The organism is Enterococcus silesiacus, assembly GCF_001886225.1.
Taxonomy (GTDB): domain Bacteria; phylum Bacillota; class Bacilli; order Lactobacillales; family Enterococcaceae; genus Enterococcus_L; species Enterococcus_L silesiacus.
Map to the genome: position 1 here is coordinate 49,402 of NZ_JXLC01000025.1, position 15,926 is coordinate 65,327.

The 15,926-nt window shown below is 34.0% G+C and carries 16 protein-coding genes and 1 pseudogene; 12 read left to right on the forward strand and 5 right to left on the reverse strand.

Going from position 1 to position 15,926, the window contains the following annotated elements:
- Window positions 1-4 precede the first annotated feature (4 nt).
- The 4 genes from RV15_RS14755 (at window position 5) to RV15_RS14770 (ending at window position 4,189) form a co-directional block, all read left to right on the forward strand.
- On the forward strand, window positions 5-583 hold the full coding sequence (locus RV15_RS14755) for a GNAT family N-acetyltransferase (protein WP_071878779.1): 579 nt from the start codon (window positions 5-7) through the stop codon (window positions 581-583).
- 1,617 nt (window positions 584-2,200) lie between these two features.
- Window positions 2,201-2,593 (forward strand): Rrf2 family transcriptional regulator, encoded by a 393-nt coding sequence (locus tag RV15_RS14760; RefSeq protein ID WP_071878780.1) that lies wholly within the window; start codon window positions 2,201-2,203, stop codon window positions 2,591-2,593.
- 71 nt (window positions 2,594-2,664) lie between these two features.
- A complete protein-coding gene (locus tag RV15_RS14765) occupies window positions 2,665-3,594 on the forward strand; it encodes a DMT family transporter (protein WP_071878781.1) in 930 nt (309 codons plus the stop codon).
- Window positions 3,595-3,760: 166 nt separating this feature from the next.
- The gene (locus tag RV15_RS14770) at window positions 3,761-4,189 is read left to right on the forward strand and encodes a formylglycine-generating enzyme family protein (protein WP_083429208.1); all 429 of its coding nucleotides are present in this window, start codon (window positions 3,761-3,763) and stop codon (window positions 4,187-4,189) included.
- Between the two features lie 334 nt (window positions 4,190-4,523).
- On the opposite strand, the gene RV15_RS14775 is transcribed toward RV15_RS14770, so the two are convergent.
- The gene (locus RV15_RS14775; protein WP_071878782.1) at window positions 4,524-5,222 is read right to left on the reverse strand and encodes a transglutaminase-like domain-containing protein; all 699 of its coding nucleotides are present in this window, start codon (window positions 5,220-5,222) and stop codon (window positions 4,524-4,526) included.
- 303 nt (window positions 5,223-5,525) lie between these two features.
- On the opposite strand from RV15_RS14775, the pseudogene RV15_RS19190 reads away from it, so the two are divergent.
- Window positions 5,526-5,654 (forward strand): annotated as a pseudogene (locus tag RV15_RS19190) (DMT family transporter); the annotation flags it as partial.
- A gap of 94 nt (window positions 5,655-5,748) precedes the next feature.
- A complete protein-coding gene (locus RV15_RS14780) occupies window positions 5,749-6,096 on the forward strand; it encodes a cupin domain-containing protein (protein WP_217265831.1) in 348 nt (115 codons plus the stop codon).
- Window positions 6,097-6,729: 633 nt separating this feature from the next.
- Here RV15_RS14780 and RV15_RS14785 read toward each other — a convergent pair.
- Window positions 6,730-8,118 (reverse strand): pyridoxal phosphate-dependent decarboxylase family protein, encoded by a 1,389-nt coding sequence (locus tag RV15_RS14785; RefSeq protein ID WP_217265832.1) that lies wholly within the window; start codon window positions 8,116-8,118, stop codon window positions 6,730-6,732.
- Window positions 8,119-8,229: 111 nt separating this feature from the next.
- Between RV15_RS14785 and pdxR the strand changes: the two genes are divergently transcribed.
- Window positions 8,230-9,687, forward strand: coding sequence for a MocR-like pyridoxine biosynthesis transcription factor PdxR (gene pdxR, locus RV15_RS14790; protein ID WP_071878784.1), 1,458 nt, complete (start codon window positions 8,230-8,232; stop codon window positions 9,685-9,687).
- Between the two features lie 199 nt (window positions 9,688-9,886).
- On the opposite strand, the gene RV15_RS14795 is transcribed toward pdxR, so the two are convergent.
- Entirely contained in the window at window positions 9,887-10,258 is a 372-nt protein-coding gene (locus RV15_RS14795) for an iron chaperone (protein WP_071878785.1), read from the reverse strand.
- 165 nt (window positions 10,259-10,423) lie between these two features.
- Between RV15_RS14795 and RV15_RS14800 the strand changes: the two genes are divergently transcribed.
- The 3 genes from RV15_RS14800 (at window position 10,424) to RV15_RS14810 (ending at window position 12,327) form a co-directional block, all read left to right on the forward strand.
- Window positions 10,424-10,972: a DUF1697 domain-containing protein gene (locus RV15_RS14800; protein WP_071878786.1), complete on the forward strand. Its 549-nt coding sequence runs from the start codon at window positions 10,424-10,426 to the stop codon at window positions 10,970-10,972.
- An 89-nt stretch (window positions 10,973-11,061) separates the two neighbouring features.
- Window positions 11,062-11,898, forward strand: a complete 837-nt coding sequence (locus RV15_RS14805; protein WP_071878787.1) for an SDR family oxidoreductase — start codon at window positions 11,062-11,064, stop codon at window positions 11,896-11,898.
- 15 nt (window positions 11,899-11,913) lie between these two features.
- Entirely contained in the window at window positions 11,914-12,327 is a 414-nt protein-coding gene (locus RV15_RS14810) for a MerR family transcriptional regulator (RefSeq protein WP_071878788.1), read from the forward strand.
- 345 nt (window positions 12,328-12,672) lie between these two features.
- Here RV15_RS14810 and RV15_RS14815 read toward each other — a convergent pair whose 3' ends face one another.
- The gene (locus tag RV15_RS14815) at window positions 12,673-13,416 is read right to left on the reverse strand and encodes an SDR family NAD(P)-dependent oxidoreductase (protein WP_071878789.1); all 744 of its coding nucleotides are present in this window, start codon (window positions 13,414-13,416) and stop codon (window positions 12,673-12,675) included.
- Between the two features lie 222 nt (window positions 13,417-13,638).
- Between RV15_RS14815 and RV15_RS14820 the strand changes: the two genes are divergently transcribed.
- Window positions 13,639-14,718, forward strand: a complete 1,080-nt coding sequence (locus RV15_RS14820; RefSeq protein WP_071878790.1) for an endonuclease/exonuclease/phosphatase family protein — start codon at window positions 13,639-13,641, stop codon at window positions 14,716-14,718.
- A 71-nt stretch (window positions 14,719-14,789) separates the two neighbouring features.
- On the opposite strand, the gene RV15_RS14825 is transcribed toward RV15_RS14820, so the two are convergent.
- Entirely contained in the window at window positions 14,790-15,191 is a 402-nt protein-coding gene (locus RV15_RS14825; protein WP_071878791.1) for a MerR family transcriptional regulator, read from the reverse strand.
- Window positions 15,192-15,304: 113 nt separating this feature from the next.
- Here RV15_RS14825 and RV15_RS14830 point away from each other — a divergent pair, with 113 nt between their 5' ends.
- The gene (locus RV15_RS14830) at window positions 15,305-15,745 is read left to right on the forward strand and encodes a nucleoside deaminase (RefSeq protein WP_071878796.1); all 441 of its coding nucleotides are present in this window, start codon (window positions 15,305-15,307) and stop codon (window positions 15,743-15,745) included.
- Window positions 15,746-15,926: the final 181 nt, after the last annotated feature.

The window sequence follows — 15,926 nt, forward strand, 5'->3', positions numbered from 1 at the left end:
GAAAATGATAGAAACAGCTCGGCTGATTATTCGAAAAATCGAAGAAGCTAAATTAGATATGGAAGCTTTGTATACGATTTTATCGGATAAAAATGTTAATAAATATTTACCGTGGTACCCTGTGAGAGATAGAGGAGAGGCTAGGGATTTCTACAAAACAAGGATCGAACCCTATTATCAAAAAGAGAATGGTTATTACTTTCTAGTTTGCTTTAAAGAAAGCAACAATCCAGTTGGTTACGTTACTGTGAGTGGTAGTGAAAGCCATGATTTTGGTTATGGGCTGTTAGAAGAATATTGGGGTCAAGGACTGATCACAGAAGCTTGCGTCGCAATTATTCAGTTTTTAAAAGCCCAGGAATGGTCATATATCACAGCCACTCATGATATTCATAATGTAGGCAGTGGCAAAGTGATGGAAAAACTCGGAATGAGCTATAAATATTCATACAAAGAACAATGGCAACCAAAGGATTTAAAAGTTACCTTTAGGATGTATCAATTGAATTTAGATCATAATCAAGCAAGAATTTTCCAAGGCTATTGGGATAATTACCCAGAACATTTTATAGAAAACCTATAGATAATCAAATAATTTTAGAAAGGAGTACGCGAAAGGGAAAAAATGTTAATCATAGGTCTCTAATGTATTAGAAGAGTTGAACCAAACATACGGTGAAGAGGATATCATTTGCTGTTTTACTAAAGTTGAAGGAATGTTTGCAATAATGCAACAAGTTATTTTATTATTGAACACTGAAAAAGTAATTGTGTTGTTTATTCATTTCAGCTTGTGCATAAATTAGAATTTCAGAGAGAGGAAATTTCAGCGATTACTTTAAAAGAAGGCCTGTTTCTCGATATTCTGTGGAAGTTTCATGGTCGATATCAAAAATGGGTTTTCAAAATTCCTAAACCTATCTTTTATTAAATCTGTAAGATAAAAGGCATTTTGCTATTGCTAGGATGAAAAACATATAAAAAAACAAACAACTGTTTATCCCTATGTTGGTAAAATGGTTGGGTTTGGCTGTTTACTAAAAAGGAATAGCATTCAAGATAAACAGTTGTTTGAAATAACAGGCTCTGCATACCTGCTATTTTTTGATTTGAACGTTAAAAGTATCTTCCGCCAGTTATATCTTAACGTTCACTGATGGACACAGAATCATTCGCTACTTTCGCTACTCAGTCTGGTAGATCTAGGAAAATTATTGTTTGCATGTTTATTTTTTTAACCTACTTATTTTTGTACGCATTGACGTGACAACCTTTTTTAGACTAAATAGAAAAGCATGGTGAGCGGCAAATTCCTGTAACATCAGTTCGTAAACACCAAGAGATGAAAAAAATGTGTTAAGAAAAAAGGAGAACTTGATGTTTACTATTTATAAAAAGAGCGAAAAAAAGCGGTATTGGTCACCAACCAATACCGCGCAAGAGTTCAATAAATAACCGTTGCTCATCTAAATTCCTAAAATTTGCAAAAAAACACTAGTATTTCTTACAAAAATTAGGTAAAATGAATGAGTCGATACGTATTGACCTCAGGCAACTTGTATTGTCAGTTCGTGCTGACGATACAGGTCTCTGTGAGAGGATTTGCAGTCTTCTTGCAGAGTGCCTGTTTATTTTGTTTTTCGCTCTAATTATCTAACGAGTGATACAAAACAAAAAAAATGATATTAGTCAGCAACTAATACCATGAAGCGTTCAATAAATAAGCGTTAACTAAATTCGCTGAATAAGCAAAAAAGACTAGTAATCTTTTCTTACTTTTAGTACAATGAAAATAGTCAATAATATATTGACGTGGCAACTTGTATTATTAGTTCGTGCTGATAATACAGGGCTCTGCGGGATGATTTGCGGTCCTCCTGCAGAGCGCCTTTTTTAATTTAGTTTTGTAATGTTATCTTAACTTAAAGACAGGAGTTTAGTCAATTAGTTTTTCAAAATAGTAAAAATTAAACGCATTGAGTAAAAAATCGGCTTAGTGTTGTAAGCATAAGCATATTTTTCTCTAAAGAAATTCTTAATCTTTTGTTCGATTTACTAAAACTAGTCAGTTGGATGTCATTCACTTTGGAAGCTCTAAAATTTATTAGCAACCTTCATTTATCTATGAATAGAAAATGCTTGACAAATTTATCATTAAAGATATTATAGATATACATAGTCTTTGATAGGAGAGGATAGTATGAAATATTCTAAAGCAACAGATTATGCGCTACACACCCTATTTTTTCTAGCAAAAAATCAGGATAAAACGCCGATCAATGTTCATGAATTAGCGAAAGAACAACGGATTTCGCCAACTTATTTATCAAAAATTTTAACGAAATTATCAAAAGAACAGTTGATAAAAGCGAGTTCAGGCGCTAATGGAGGTTATTCGATCCGCTCTAATTGGCAGGCAATCACATTCTTTGATGTGATCCAAGCAGTTGAGGGAAAACAATCATTATTTGAGTGTTATGTTCATGATGATTCTAATTGTGATATAAAAAAAGTGATGTTTCATGCAGAAAAAATTATGGAAGATTATCTAAGAAGCCAAACTTTAGCAACTGTACTTGAAGAGAGTAATTAAATTTACTCTCTTTTAAATTTATTAATTAAGGATATAGAATGTCTTTAATATGTATTATAAGGAGTGTTTTTATGGAGTTCATTTTATTTATCAGTCTTGGTATTTTAACAGGTTGTTTTTTTTCTATTCAAGCATCGATCAATTCAACGTTAAGTAGGCATACTAAAACGCCGCTTAATGCGTCTTTAATTGCTTTTTTTGTAGGATCAATTATTCTGTTATTTGTAACAATAATTTTTGATTTTGCTCAATTGAAGAGTATTGATTGGTCGTATCCTGCTTATACGTATGTGGGCGGAGCAGTTTCAGGAGTGATTTATAATGTGGCAAATATCATTTTATTCAGAAAAATAGGTGCAACGAATACGACATTTTTAACTGTAACCAGTCAGATCATTTCAGGGGCAATCTTTGACAGTCTTGGATTTTTGGAGTTACCAGTGGTTCAAATCAGTTTGAAGAGAATCGTAGGAATCAGTATTATGTTACTGGCAGTTTTTATCTTGCAAAAAAGCAATAAAAAGAACCTCTTAAAAAATGAAAAAATTGAGAATGTGACGCCTCTTTGGTTACTCATCGCTTTAATCGCTGGGATGTTTCCGCCATTGCAAGCAATTTTTAATGGTCAATTAAGAAATGCAACACATTCGCCGATAGTAGCAACCCTGATCTCATTTTTGGTCGGTTTGATTATCTTATTTGTTGTTGTTCTACTTGTGCAAAAGAAAATTGATTTTCCAACAAAAGATTCGTTAGGTGAGAAATTGCCTGTATGGATTTATCTTGGCGGTGTTTTTGGCGTAATTATTGTAGGAGGAACGATTTTGGTCATTGGTGAATTAGGTTCAGTCTTAACAAGCAGCTTATTTTTATTTGGGCAGATCATTATGTCTAGTTTGATTGATCAATTTGGTTTATTTGGCCTTAAAAAGAACGCAATAAGTGGGGAAAAAGTTCTTTCTATTGGCTTGATTATCATGGGGTTATTAATTATTGCTTAAGAAAAACGCTTATTATCTGCTATAATCAAGTGGAGTACTGTAAAATAGCTTATGCAAAAATAGTATGGTGTTCGTATATGATTGATAAAATAAATAGGTTAGAAAAGTTTGTTAAAGAAAGGAATAGCTAGTGCTAAGTAGAATAGAAGAATATTTTAAGGATAGCATGATACCGATACCAGGAGGAACAGAAATAGTAAGAGACTTTCAAGACTTGAATCAATGGGTAAATTCAAATTCAAAAATGTCTATCCCTGTGCCTACAGATGCTGAGTGGCAATACGCGTGTCGATCAGGAACAAAAGGATATCATGGAGAACTTGATGCCATAGCTTGGTACCAAGCTAATTCGTTAGGCCATGTGCATGCCGTTGGTAAGAGATTGCCTAATTCTTGGGGATTATACGATATGATAGGCAATGCGTGGGAATGGTGCTGGGATTTGTACGATGAAGAAAGATATGGAACGTATCGCATCTTTAGAGGAGGAAGTTGGGCCACAGAAGCTCGAGGTTGTGGAACTACTTCGAGACGAAAGAGTTTTCCTGATTTTAAGATAGATGATTTAGGGTTTAGAATTGCTCGATCATTGTAGTAGATAAATCTGATCTGTAATAAATAAAAAATGCTGCTCTTCGCATTATCAAAACAGACTTTGACTACACCTCACTCAAATTGAACAATAACTTCTGACACCCGAAAAGCTAATGGGTGTATAGTCTCTAAAGAGCTTTATGAATCCAGTTAAGAAATCATAGATAAAAGAACCCAGACTATTCAAAGACACAACACGACAATTTGATTATTTTGAAAGTACAGTCATGGCGATAATCCTATAAAGTATCTGAACCCTTAAACCAAAAACAGGAGAAGTATCAGATTTTGTCTGACTATTCTCCTGCTTTTTGGGAAAGTACTTCACTAATAAATCAAAGTAATCGCATCTTTTTAATATTTTTATTCATTGAATCCATAATTACATCTTCATAAAATTTTCTTTCTTCGCTACTCATGTTTTGTGAATGGGCAGCTAACAATTCGTCTGGTGAATCATAAACACCAAGATCTTTTACGATCCCTTCTTTTTGTATATAGGTATTGCCTTCGTCCCAGTCTATTTCCGGTTTTTTTAAATTACTTGTACCAACTCCATAGCCGAAAAAAGTTCCTTTTGAATCCGAAAACTTTTTTTGTAAATTATTAAAATATTTAGAATCTAGGATAAAGCCTTCCATATCTAACCACACACCATTGTAAAGTATCTCGATCCATGTGTGCAAAATTTGATTTGGAAATACTTCATAATGATCCTCTTCTAAAATGCCCTTCTGAACTTTTTTATCAAGAAGAAAGGCGTGAATTCTACAAGGAATATCATTAGCACGCAAAAGTGCCATAAATAAAGTCCCTTTTGTATTACATTGTCCAAAACCATCAGCTAAAATTTGAGATGCTGGTAGCTCATCAGCTATATTAAAGCCAAAAGGAATATCATCTCGGATAAAATTATAAATATTCTGAATTTTATCTCTAACATCCATAGAACGCCAATTTTTAGATTCAATTAGGTTCTGGATGGCTTTATTGTTAAAATCCAAAAATTTTGTTTCTGTTAGATAGTTGTTCATAATTGTTTCCTCCTATTAAATTTAATATGATACACTTCACAAATGAACATATGATCATTCATTCATTTGTTTAATGTATCATAATTTAAAAATGACTAAATGTCAATATAGTTTTCTGATATAGAGTTTATTATTTCTGTCACTGTAAACTATAGGATCAAGCGTTCTGTATAACCGCTCGAATGGTCAAACCAAGTGCAACAGCAAGAAAGTTTGCCGAAGCTAGAAAAATGGAGGTATCAAAGAGAAATAATTTTGGTCATCGGGGAATTAAGTCCAGTCTGAACAAGTAGCTTATTTTTATTTGGGCAAATCATTCTGTCTAGTTTGATTGATCAATTTTGGTTATTTGACTTTAAAAAGAACGTAAAAAGTAGGGAAAAGCTCTTTCTATTGACTTTGATGATCATGGGGTTATTAATTATTGTTTAAAGAACTCGCTTATTATCTGCTATAATCAAGTGGAGGATTACCAAATAGCTCATATAAAAAAGGATGGTGTTTTTAAATGATTGATAAAATAAATATGATTGAGAAGTTTGCTGTGATAGAAAACTATTATGAACCAAAAGAAGCGGCGCGAGTCAATGATATGGCGGTTAAAATGGTGAAATTAAAAGGACCTTTCACGTGGCATTTACATGAGGATTCAGATGAAATGTTTATGGTTGTTAAAGGTAAGTTGACGATTGAAATCGAAAATCAAGAATCTGTCGATATAAATGAAAATGAATTTATTGTTATTCCAAAAGGTGTTAAGCACAGACCCAACCCCGTTGAAGAGGTTTTAGTCGCATTATTTGAACCAGCAGATTTACTTAATACAGGAAATGTTGTAAATGAGTTTACGGTTGAGAAGGTTGAAAAGATTTAACAGCTTTCGACTAAATAATCATAATCCACTAAATTTAAATAATTAATCCGAAAACAAGCAGGCAGCCGCTAGTTCAAGCTGCTTGCTTGTTTTTAATGAAGCTTATTTAGTTTTCTTTAGGGTAACTCCTTTAATAGCACGTTCTGTTACTGGTAAAGCAGATCATATCTCAAGATCTTTAATTGTAAATAAAAGCCCATTTGAGCGGTATATAGTCATGATTATCAAGATAAAGCTCGACATAGTAACCATATAAGCAGGAATTAAGGTTCCCTATCCCATCAACACCAATGTTTTAGCAGCTTATAGACTATAAAATCAAGAAAAAAATTCCCAGAAGGTCAATCAGTTTAGTGGATTTGTCCTTGTTAGTTTGAAATAGTTTATCTAAAGAAAAATTATGAATAAGTAAGTTTTTTAGTGAAATCAATATGTTACGCATGCTTTTAGACATCCATAAATAACTGACTAGCAGTATCCATAATTTCAGGTTCTTTGACGTTCCGCATATTCAGTCCTTTTTTTCAAATTAGTATAAAGCTTGATTATCAGTTTATCAATTGGGTGATTAAAGGAATAGTTAAGTTATTTAAAAGAATCTTTTAAAATAGTATAGACTTCAGTCCACTGAGTTTAGCTTTTTTTGAGAAGAACAGCATGAAGTAAAGATTTCCAAATAATTTCTACATCTTTGCTTTCAGTACGCCAGTTACTAAAAGCAGCTCGAATGGCTGATACACCATTGTAGATAGTGGGCGTCATGAATACATCACCTTGTTGATTTAAAGTAGCAAGGAACTGTTTGATCATTTCAGCAGTTACCGACTCTTGTTTTAATGTAAAACAAACGACATTTAAATTGACTGGAGCTAAAAGTTCGAAGTATTCACTATTTATTATCTTTTTTTCTAAATTTTTTGCGCAAGTAACATTTTCTTCTATGAGTGTTTGGTAGCCTTCTTTTCCATAAGCTTTTAAAGTGAACCATGCTGGCAATGCTCGGAATCTTCGAGAATTTTCAGGGGTCAAATCAAAAAAATCTGGATGATCAATGGAGCTGCCAAGATAGGCTGCATTGTTTTGAAAGACTTCAACTTGAAGCGATTTGTGACGAGTAAACTGCATAGCAGAATCATAGGGAACATTAAGCCATTTATGAGCATCAATAGTAATCGAATCAGCTTTATTGATTCCAGCAACTAGATGATCATATAGTGGGGAACAAGCAGCAAATCCACCAAAAGCAGCATCAATGTGCAACCAAAAGTTATACTGTTTTTTTAGTTTTCCTATAGCAATCAAATCATCATAATCGACGGTATTTACAGTACCAGCATTCGCTATTACAATGCAAGGCTCATATTTGTTTTGCTCAAGGAATTCTTTAAGCAAATTGATGTTTATCGCTTCTTGATTTTCCTGACATGGAATCAAATGAATTGAGTTTCTTCCCATCCCTAACATAGATGCAGCTTTAAAAATGCTTGAGTGAGGAGCACCGCTTATAAGTTTTATAGATGGAATAGCGAATAATCCTTCTAGCGTTAAATCTTTTCCATAATGGTGGGCAGCCCATTGTCTGGCTTGAGCGAGTCCGACGAAATTTGACATAGTAGCACCACTAACGAAGGTACCACTATAATTGGTGTCTAGTTTGAGTAACTCTTTTAACATGTCAAGTGTTTCAGTTTCAAGAGTTCCAGCAACTGAGTCTTGTGAACTAGATACATTTTGATCGTAGACGCTAGCTAACCAGTCACCCATAATAGAAGCAGGTGTAGCACCTCCTGTAATAAAACCTAAGTATCTAGCCCCCGCACTTGCACTCAAGCCATTAGAATAATGTTGTACAAAATAATCAAGTGTTTGGTTTGCACCAATTCCTAGTTCAGGTAATTGATCCTTACTGGGTTGATAATATTGGATAGCAACAGGACGACTATCAAGCTCATTAAAAAAATTTGTTGAATGGGTTACGACATTTGTCAGTAATTGCTCTATTTTTTTTTGATCTTCTTTCATGATGTTCATAAATTGAAATGCTCCTTTTATAGTTTTATTGATGGGACACTCGTTATGATATATAGTGAGGGGTATAACAGTCAACTTTTGAGTATAACAGTAGGAGGATTTATGAAAATAGAACTTAATCGTCAATCAGATCAGTCATTAATCAATCAAATTTCAAGTATTATCGCAGAAAAAATTCGTTCAGGTGATTTGATAGGTGGGTCTAAACTGCCTTCTCTACGAAAATTTTCATTAGAAAATCAGGTAAGTTTTATGACTGTCAATAAGGCGTATCAACTTTTAGAAAAAAATGGATACATTAATTTAAAACATGGAAAAGGAGCTTTTGTTAAGAGAAAAGAGACAAATAAAAATATGAATAGTGGGACTGGAAATTATGATTGGCAATTAAATATCCCAGATTATATTCAGCGTTCACAATATATCTTGAATTTGAAACCTGTAAACTCTTTTAATTTTACTAGCGCAGTTATCAATCCCAAACTATTACCGACTCTCTATATTACAAAGGAAATTAATCAGATTTTGCAAAATGATCCACAAATTGTTAGTAGATATAGCTCTGTTCAAGGAGATGAAGAGGTTCGACAAGTTGTAGCAGATTATTTGAAGCACTATTGTCAATTAAAGCCAAAAAGTTCAGAAATTATCATTACTAACGGTGTTCAGCAAGGAATAGATATAGTTGCGCGGACTTTTATTGGACCGGGAGATATTGTGATTACGGAAGCACCAACATACACAGCGGCACTTGATGTTTTCAGAAACCGAGGGGCTACTATTATTTCGATCCCGGTAGATGAAAATGGAATGAAAACAGATAAACTAGCTTCGTTGTGTCTTACTAAAAAGCCAAAGCTAGTTTATACTATTCCAACTTTTCAAAATCCGACTGGAACTGTTTTGAGTAAAAGAAGAAGAGAAGATTTATTAGAATTAGCAAAAAGCAATGGGTTTATTATTGTAGAAGACGATTCATGGAATGAAATCTATTTTGATGGTACTTTGCCACCCCCTACAATTAAATCTTTAGATACAGATGGTCATGTTATTTATTTGAAAGGTTTTAGTAAAACACTAGCACCAGGATGTAAGGTTGGCGCAATTGTCTCAAATGGAACAATAAAGAAAAGGTTATTAACGTCAAAATCTTGTGCAGATTTAGGTAGTCCTTTGCTTACACAAAAAGCGTTGGTGCCATTTTTGAATTCTAATAGAATGAGGACACATTTAGAAAAATTACGAATAGCACTTGAAATCAGAAGAAATCGAACAATATCTTTACTTGAAAACCATGCACCAGAAAAGGTTACATGGTTAATTCCAAAAGGTGGTTTAAATATATGGATAACGTTTCCTACTGATAAAAATACGGAAGAATTATTGTCTAAAGCACGATATGCAGAAGAAATTTCATTCCTAACTAGCTCAGCTTGCTACCCAAATGAAGCTCCTTGTAATCATATTAGAATTAGCTATTCGCAAATAGATGATCAAATGCTTGATCAGGGAATTATTAAACTGTGCAAAGTGATGCATGAATTTCTTTCGGATAAATGAGATGAGTTCTTTTTTTTATCAATTGTTTTTGGCAAAAAAATCCCATCTCAATCAAGATGGGATCAATTCTTATTTTATCTTTGGGGAAGATAATTAAGTAACTCTCTATGTCTAAATAATAATAGATTTAAACAGATTTTGCTACTTCAATAAATTCTCATCGATAAAACTTTTTTGAATAAAGTACGTTACTTACACACTATTCTCGCCAAAATTTTGTGTAATGGATTTTTTCTTGGATATTATAATCGATTATTTTTTTTAGTAAAGAAAAATCAACAGGCTGGTCCCAAGTGATTTTGAATAGATTATCGGTATGTTGATAGTGCGCTTGCTCGATGGCCTCTTTAAAAGTAGTGATTGCTACTGTTTCTGGTGCAACTGAAATATGTTTTTTAGCAGCGCTGTATGCAATAATAAAGGTCTCATGGTCGGTAAACATAGGTTGATTCCATTTGATGACAACACTTAATTGAGGATAATTTTCTTTGGTCCAATTAAAAATTTCTTCTAAACGTGTCCGGTGTTCGGGTTCACTTATCTTTGAAAAAAAATCAGTTACATCTTTCATTGCGACGCCCTCTTTTCTTTTGAGTTATGATCGTTGGTTCTTTATTATAATATAGATATTGTCTTAAGAGAAAATAGTTGCTTTCATTTTAAGAGCTAGCTTTTTTACTTCAGTTCTTTGAATACGTTATACTTCTAAATAATAGATAACAAGGAGTGGTGGAAAATGCAAACATATATTGCGTTATTACGCGGCGTAAATGTCGGTGGAAAAAATCGAGTGGTTATGGCAACACTGAAAAAACGTTTTGAGCAACATGGATTTACAAATGTCATTACATACTTAAATAGCGGTAATATCCTTTTTTCTAGTGAAGAAACAGATGTTTTGCAGCTGGCTAACATTTGCGAACAGCTAATTGAAGCAGAATTCGGGCTGCAGATCACAGTTACGATCATCTCAAAAGCTACTTTGCTAGAAGCGTTAGAGCAGATGCCAGAGTGGTGGAATGCAGATAAAGAATCAAAGCACAACGTGATTTTTGTGATCCCGCCGACCACAACTGAGGAAGTAATCGTATCTGTTGGTGAAGCGAAAGCCGAATATGAAACGGTAGCATATCATGGACAGGTAATTTTCTGGTCAGCACCAATCAAAACATTTTCCAGAACTCGTTGGTCAAAAATCGTAGGAAATAAGATGTATAATCGAGTGACAATCAGAAATGCTAACACAGTCACGAAGCTGGCAGAACTTGTTCAAAAAAATAATTGAAAAAACGTCTTGTCTTGGAGGTACCTCCAAGGTTTATACTTTCCTTGTTGATCGATCAAACAAACAGCAAATAGAGAGGAAGTATAAAGATGAGTAAAAAGGTCTGGATAGTAACAGGAGGTTCCAAGGGATTAGGCTTGGATTTAACAAAAGCCTTACTCAATAATGGACAGCAAGTCATTACAACAAGTCGTGATTCAAAATCACTGATTCAAAAAGTGGGACCAGAAAGTGCTTCATTTTTACCGATAAGTTTATCTTTAACGAATGAAACTGATATCAAAAAGGTAGTGAAAAGAGCCGTCGAAAAATTTGGCAGAATTGATGTATTAGTCAATAATGCAGGTTATATGGTGGCTGGTGCTGTAGAGGATTTAACCGATAAGGAAGTTAGAGCATGTTTTGATATCAATGTCTTTGGCACGTTAAATATGATGAGAGCTGTTACACCAATCATGCGAAAACAATCATCTGGCTATATCATCAATACATCGTCGATTGCAGGACTTTATGCCGGTGCGTTTGAATCAGCCTATGCAGGAACAAAATTTGCTATTAACGGAATTACCCAAGCTTTTGCAGAAGAGGTCAAACCATTTGGCATCCATGTCATCAATTCAGCTCCTGGTTTCTTACGAACTGAATTTCTGTCAGAAGATTCCTATAGGATGTCGCACACAATCAGTGCTCCATACAAAAAATCAATAGAAGAACGTTTGGGATTTGCTGCCACAATGAATGGTGCCCAACCAGGTGACCCAGAAAAAGTTGCGACACTGTATATGGAAATTGTTGAAATGGAGGAACCACCTTTAGAATTGATGGTTGGTAGTGATGCATATGCATTAGCTTTGAATATGGCAAATAAAAAAATCCAGACGACTGAAAAATATAAAAAATTATCAGAGTCAGTAGACTTTATATAAAAAGAGGAAAACTAGATGACGATTAAAGAAATGGCAGCATTGACGGGCGTTTCTGCTGATACACTAAGGTATTATGAAAGAATAGGTGTGATTCCGGCAGTTACAAGAACGATTCACGGTGTACGAGACTATAACGAAGTTGATCTGGAATGGATTCAATCGATTTTAAGATTAAAAGCTTCCGGTATGACCTTGGAGATGATCATTGAGTATGTCCGTTTGGCAAATCAAGGTGATAGTACGATCGAAGCAAGAAAAATTTTGCTGGAAGAAGAACAGGAACGAATCACAGCAAAAATCGAAGAACTTCAGGGAAGGCTGACAACAATAAATTATAAAATCGATGAGTACTATGATGAATTACTACCCAAAACGACGGCAATGATTAAAAAGATGAACCACGAAGTAGAGAATGATACTGAAATCTAAGTCAATAGAAATAAAAAAATAGCTGGAAAATCCTTGTGTTTGCAAATGATTTTCCAGCTACTTTTTTATCATATTGAATCTAACAAATTCTATGCTTATAATGGATATTATGTTAAAAAGATGGAAATGTGTTGGGGGAAAAGAAAAATGTGAACGTGGGACAAAAATGAAATATCAAAGTAGGTAATAAAATCTGCTATTTTTGTGGAGCACCAATCCTTTCGAATGAAACGGTTTGTTCTTATTGTAGAATGGAAATTACAGAGTAGAAAGTTGAGGAAATAATGGGTAAAAAAAATATCAACATTTTTTGAGCTACTCTAGTCCATAATTATACTCACTAATTTAATGTCTAATCAAGCCACCGTCAACGAAAATTTGACTACCTGTAATATAAGAAGACTCATCTGAAAGTAAAAATAAGGCTGGAGCTGCGGCTTCTTCTGGTTTCCCGATTCTTTTTAAGGGAACTTGTTTAATCAGAGATTTTTCAAACACATCTTGTTCTTCTTTTGACAAAAAATGACGGAAGTTAGTTTCAATTGCTCCAGGTACAATTGTGTTTACTCTAATTTGTTTAGAAGCTAAATTAGTGGCCCAACTTCTAACAGCTGCTGTTAGTCCACTTTTCACGGCTGCGTAATCGCCTGTAGCAGCCGCACCTTCATATACAGAACTAGAGGAGGTTATTACGACCGACCCGTTTTCTTTTATGAGTGGGGCTAAGCTCGCTAACTGCATTCGAGGGACTAATAAATTCGTTTGGATCATTGCTTCAACGTTTGATTGATCTGAGGGCAACAAGTTATCTAAGTGAGCGATTCCAGCATTTAACCAAAGACCATCAATCGTTTCTGACCAAGTCCTTATTGCATGTATTAATTCTGGAATACTGTCTGTATTTGACATGTCATTTGAAAAAACAAGACTGTCAGAAGGCAGCTCAGCTCGTAATTTCGTTATGCGTTTAGGATTACGACCTGTTACAAATACACGCCCGCCTTCTGCTGCGATTTTGAGTGCACCAGCTCGTCCAATACCACTTGTGCCACCAGTAATAACAATCTTTTTTCCTATAAATTTATCCAAGCTCAACACGTCCTTTTTATTAATTGTAGCATAAGTAAGCTATGAGAATTGTAGTAATAAAAACAAAATATAGTTAGTTGTTATTGAATTAGTTTTCTATGATTATTATAATGAAGGTTATGTGAAAATAGCGGATGGAAGAGAAACGTTTATTTAGTATAAAATAGAGTTTGTACTTTAGTAAATTATAAGTTTGCTCTTTGAGGAAAGTGGAGGAAATAAATGAAATTAAAAAAAGTGCTCACCATTGTACTAACTATTTTAGCTATTCTTAGTGTAGTTGTTTTAGCTTATGTTGGCTATGTTTTTTTCAGTTACGCTAGAATTGCTGACGATTTCCCTATTGAAATTACGCAAAAGGCCAAAGCAAAACAAGTATCGACTGATCAAGAATATAAAATCACAACCTTTAATATTGGCTATGGCTCTTACACGCCAGATTATACATTCTTTATGGATGGCGGCAAACAATCGAAAGCTGTCAGTAAGGAAAGTGTTGTTAAAAATATTTCTGGAGTGATCGATACGACAAAAAAAATCGATCCAGATTTTGCTTTATTTCAAGAGGTCGATGAAAAAGCTACGCGCAGTCGCGGTGTTGATGAAGTCGCACAAATCAAGCAACAATTTACTGACTTTTCAAGTGTATTTGTTACGAATTATGATTCGGCATTTCTACTGTATCCGATCCTAGATCCAATCGGAAAATCAAAGTCAGGTATCCTGACCTTAAGCAATAATGAGATTGAAGCAAGTACACGTTATAGTTTACCAATCGAAACGAATTTCAATAAATTTTTTGATTTAGATCGTGCTTTTACAGTATCGAAAATCCCAGTTGAGAATGACAAATATCTAATGCTGTATAATGTGCATTTATCTGCCTATATCAAGGACCAAAAAATCCAAAAAGAACAGGTCCATAAATTATTCGATCATATGGAAAATGAATATAAAAAAGGAAATTATGTCGTTTGTGGTGGTGATTTTAATCATGACCTGCTAGATTCTTCGACTGAAACATTTAAAAATGATACAACGGAAGAATACACTTGGCTACAGCCTTTTCCTAAAAAGGAACTACCAGAGAATTTACAAGTCGCTGTATTAAGTGAATTAAAAACACCGGTGCCATCTGTTCGTAATTTAGATAAACCTTATAAAAAAGGAGAGTCATTTGTAGCGTTGATCGATGGCTTTATCATTTCAGATAATGTAGAAAATATTAGCGGAAAAGTCATTGATGCTGAATTTAACAATTCGGATCATAATCCAGTTGAAATGACTTTTAAGTTGAAATAATAAGTTGATTATATCCAAAATAAGCAAACCTCTACAAGTTTCAGTACAAAACTGAAACTTGTAGAGGTTTTTTATTCAGTTATAATCGTTAATTCTTTGTTTTGACAGTCATTAAAATTTTTGCTTGATTGTTTTAAAAAAGTAAGTTTATTTTCTATTTGTTCAAGCTGAGTTGTAATTCTTGTTTGTTGCTGTGAGAGTACTTTTTGTTGTTGAAAAAGAATTTCTATAGCATTATTTTTAGAAGTATCTTTGTAATACACCCTGGAATATTCTTTTAGTTGTTTTAAAGAAAGCCCCATTCCCTTTAATAAAACTAATAATTCTAACCATTTAATATCTTTATTGTAATAAACCCTGTTATTCTGGTTGTCACGATCTGATAAAACGACACCTTTAGATTCGTAATACCTTAATGTATGGGTCTGGAGACCACTGATTTTAGCAGTTTCTCCAATAGTATAAGATTTCATTTTATTTTTCTCCTTTGCGGGTTGACTTAAACCATACTTTAACATATAGAGTAAAGTATGTAAAAATGAAACAGACTACAAAATTGTATGATAGGAGTGTTAAAGTGGATTATATGAAATTAGCTGTAGATACAGCATTAAAAGAAATGAAGGAAGACAATGGTGGACCATTTGGGGCAGTGATCGTTAGAAGAAACGAGGTTGTTGCATCAATGGGGAATAAAGTTGTGAAAGACACAGATCCAACAGCGCACGCTGAGTTATTAGCGGTTCGTGAAGCATGCAAAAAATTAAACACATTGGATCTGTCTGATTGCATTATGTACACGACTTGTGCACCCTGTCCAATGTGTATGGGTGCACTGCTATGGTCGGGATTAAAAAAAATTTATTATGCTAGTTCACACGATGTAGCAACAGCCCAGGGTTTTTCTTCCAAGCATTTACAAGATTATTTAGATGGCTCTGACAAAACTATTGCAGAAGTAATACAGGTGGAAGATGAGCAAAGATACTCCTATTTATGGACAGATTTTTCTTTACTAAAAGATTGATTTGTTGCTATTGTGAATGTATAATTTCAAAATAATAAGTAGAAAAAATAACAATGAGGTGATTGGGACATAACTCTACGAGTTACGACCCAATCACTTGAAATCCGGATAAACGGTGGAAGCAGAAGCAACCCCTTCAGAAATAAGCACTTTATACGAAAACTAAACCCTTAAAAAAACA

Coding starts and splice junctions, on each gene's coding strand:
- RV15_RS14775 (WP_071878782.1), bottom strand. CDS start 5,222: ATGAACAACTATCTAACAGAAACAAAATTTTTGGATTTTAACAATAAA.
- RV15_RS14755 (WP_071878779.1), top strand. CDS start 5: ATGATAGAAACAGCTCGGCTGATTATTCGAAAAATCGAAGAAGCTAAA.
- RV15_RS14795 (WP_071878785.1), bottom strand. CDS start 10,258: ATGAAAGATGTAACTGATTTTTTTTCAAAGATAAGTGAACCCGAACAC.
- RV15_RS14765 (WP_071878781.1), top strand. CDS start 2,665: ATGGAGTTCATTTTATTTATCAGTCTTGGTATTTTAACAGGTTGTTTT.
- pdxR (WP_071878784.1), top strand. CDS start 8,230: ATGAAAATAGAACTTAATCGTCAATCAGATCAGTCATTAATCAATCAA.
- RV15_RS14805 (WP_071878787.1), top strand. CDS start 11,062: ATGAGTAAAAAGGTCTGGATAGTAACAGGAGGTTCCAAGGGATTAGGC.
- RV15_RS14825 (WP_071878791.1), bottom strand. CDS start 15,191: ATGAAATCTTATACTATTGGAGAAACTGCTAAAATCAGTGGTCTCCAG.
- RV15_RS14810 (WP_071878788.1), top strand. CDS start 11,914: ATGACGATTAAAGAAATGGCAGCATTGACGGGCGTTTCTGCTGATACA.
- RV15_RS14830 (WP_071878796.1), top strand. CDS start 15,305: ATGAAATTAGCTGTAGATACAGCATTAAAAGAAATGAAGGAAGACAAT.
- RV15_RS14800 (WP_071878786.1), top strand. CDS start 10,424: ATGCAAACATATATTGCGTTATTACGCGGCGTAAATGTCGGTGGAAAA.
- RV15_RS14780 (WP_217265831.1), top strand. CDS start 5,749: ATGATTGAGAAGTTTGCTGTGATAGAAAACTATTATGAACCAAAAGAA.
- RV15_RS14785 (WP_217265832.1), bottom strand. CDS start 8,118: ATGAAAGAAGATCAAAAAAAAATAGAGCAATTACTGACAAATGTCGTA.
- RV15_RS14760 (WP_071878780.1), top strand. CDS start 2,201: ATGAAATATTCTAAAGCAACAGATTATGCGCTACACACCCTATTTTTT.
- RV15_RS14820 (WP_071878790.1), top strand. CDS start 13,639: ATGAAATTAAAAAAAGTGCTCACCATTGTACTAACTATTTTAGCTATT.
- RV15_RS14770 (WP_083429208.1), top strand. CDS start 3,761: ATGATACCGATACCAGGAGGAACAGAAATAGTAAGAGACTTTCAAGAC.